Below are 2,366 nucleotides of genomic sequence, written 5' to 3' on the forward strand. Positions count from 1 at the left end.
CCACGAGCGCGGCGGCGGCGGGGTGCGACGTCACGTCCAGGGGCGGATCCGCCCGCGCGAGCCCCGCGACGCGGTCGAGCACGACGCGGAACTCGGCGGCGCGCGCGGGCCGGCGCTCGGCGGTGGGGAGCGTCGGCGCGAGCCGCTTGTACCGGGGCTTCATGCCGTCGAAGCCGAGCTCGGGGGCGCCGACGAGCGTCGTGTAGGGGTAGCACTCGAGCATCGTCCGGGCGTCGGCGCCGTGATCGGCGGGGGACCCGTCGTCGTACCGCCAGCCCGCGTCCTCCAGCCGCCGTCGGAGCGCGACCGCGCCCTGGGCGGGCAGGCCGCGGTTCGACGGGTAGGCGGAGATGCCGAGGCGGCCGTAGCGCGAGGCGACCTCCTTCTCCGCGAGGCGGCTGCCCGTGGCGTTCGCGACGACGAGCGGTCCGTCCACGGCGGCGACCGCGCCGGGACCGTCCCACCGGGCGACCCAGGCGACCACCTCGTCGATCCCGCGGGCGGTCTCGAGGGCGAGCACCCGGCCCTCCTCGTCGATGCAGGCGAGGCCCGTCTCCCGGGCGGGGCGGGCCGCCGTTCCCTCCGCCCAGGCGAGGTCGATCCCGAGGAAGCGGCGCATCCGACGAGCCTATCCGCGGCGCCGGCCGCCACGGCCGGGCGCGGGCCGCCGAGTAGTGTCGAGGGATCCTCATGCCACGAGCGACGAGACGATGGAGCCTTGCACATGACCCCGGTGAGCCCGAACGACGACCGAATCCCCACCCCGGACGGGCACCCCGTCCGCACCGAGACCGACAGCCTGGGGAGCCTGGACGTCCCCGCCGACGCGTACTGGGGGATCCACACGGCCCGCGCGCTCGAGAACTTCCCCATCAGCCTCCGGCCGCTCAGCGTCTACCCCGAGTTCGTGGTGGCGCTCGCGCAGGTCAAGCAGGCGGCGGCGCGCGCCAACGTGCAGATCGGCGTCCTCGACGCGCGGAAGGCCAAGCAGATCGACGAGGTCTGCTCCGAGATCATCGCGGGGGAGCTGCACGACCAGTTCGTGGTCGGCGTGATCCAGGGCGGTGCCGGCACGAGCACCAACATGAACACCAACGAGGTCATCGCCAACCGCGCGCTCGAGAGGGCGGGCCACGCGCTCGGCGACTACCGGCACATGCACCCGCTCGACGACGTGAACCGCAGCCAGTCGACCAACGACACCTATCCGACGGCGCTCAAGGTGGCGCTGATCCACTCGCTGCTGCAGACCCTCGACGAGCTGGAGCTCCTGCGGCGCTCGTTCCTCGCGAAGGGCGCGCAGTTCTCGCAGGTGCTGAAGGTGGGCCGCACGCAGCTGCAGGACGCCGTGCCGATGACCCTCGGCCAGGAGTTCCACGGATTCGCCACCACCCTCGGCGAGGACCACGCGCGGCTCGGCGAGCTCGTGCCGCTGCTCTCGGAGATCAACCTCGGCGCCACGGCCATCGGCACGGGCATCACCGCCGACCCGAACTACGCCGCCGCCGTGCGCGGTCACCTCAGCGCCATCACGGGCTACACGCTCGTCACGGCGAGCGACCTCATCGAGGCGACGAGCGACGCGGGCGTGTTCATGACCCTGTCCTCCACGCTCAAGCGCGGCGCCATCAAGCTGTCCAAGATCTGCAACGACCTGCGGCTGCTGTCGTCGGGGCCGCAGGCGGGCCTCGGGGAGATCAACCTCCCGCCCCGGCAGGCGGGCTCCAGCATCATGCCCGGCAAGGTGAACCCGGTGATCCCCGAGGTGGTCAACCAGGTCGCGTTCTCCATCGCGGGCGCCGACGTCACGGTGACCATGGCGGCGGAGGGCGGTCAGCTGCAGCTCAACGCGTTCGAGCCCGTCATCGCGCACTCGCTGCTGCAGTCGCTCAGCTGGCTGCGGAACGCCGCCCAGACCCTGCGGGTGAACTGCATCGACGGCATCACGGCGAACACGGAGCGGCTCGCGGCGCAGGTGGAGTCGTCCGTCGGCGTCGTGACGGCGCTCACCCCGTACATCGGCTACGCCGCGTCCTCCAGCCTCGCGAAGACGGCGCTGATGACGAGCGCGTCGATCCCCGACCTCGTCGTGGAGGCGGGGCTCATGACGCGGTCGCAGGTGGAGAAGATCCTCGCGCCCGACCGGCTCTCGGGCCTCGAGCCCGTCACCGCGGCCATGACCGTGATCACGCCCGAGATGCTCGCGGCCCACGCGGCCGAGCAGGGCGGCGAGGCCGACTGACCGACCGCCCGGGCAGACGACGGCGCGCCGCGGACCCGAGGGTCCGCGGCGCGCCGTCGTGCGTGGTGCGGCGTCAGTCGTCCGACGGGTCGGCGTTGCGCGCCGGCGTCGTGCCCGACGCGTC

General features: G+C 73.1%; 2 protein-coding genes. One reads left to right on the forward strand and one right to left on the reverse strand.

Going from position 1 to position 2,366, the window contains the following annotated elements; genetic code table 11:
* A partial coding sequence (locus tag Q6969_RS15005) for a DUF429 domain-containing protein (RefSeq protein WP_317231161.1) occupies positions 1-619 on the reverse strand: 619 nt, incomplete at its 3' end.
* A 105-nt stretch (positions 620-724) separates the two neighbouring features.
* Between Q6969_RS15005 and Q6969_RS15010 the strand changes: the two genes are divergently transcribed.
* A complete protein-coding gene (locus Q6969_RS15010; protein WP_317231162.1) occupies positions 725-2,242 on the forward strand; it encodes an aspartate ammonia-lyase in 1,518 nt (505 codons plus the stop codon).
* Positions 2,243-2,366: the final 124 nt, after the last annotated feature.

It is taken from the genome of Clavibacter sp. MX14-G9D, from assembly GCF_032917815.1.
In the GTDB taxonomy this organism is placed as follows: domain Bacteria; phylum Actinomycetota; class Actinomycetes; order Actinomycetales; family Microbacteriaceae; genus Clavibacter; species Clavibacter michiganensis_K.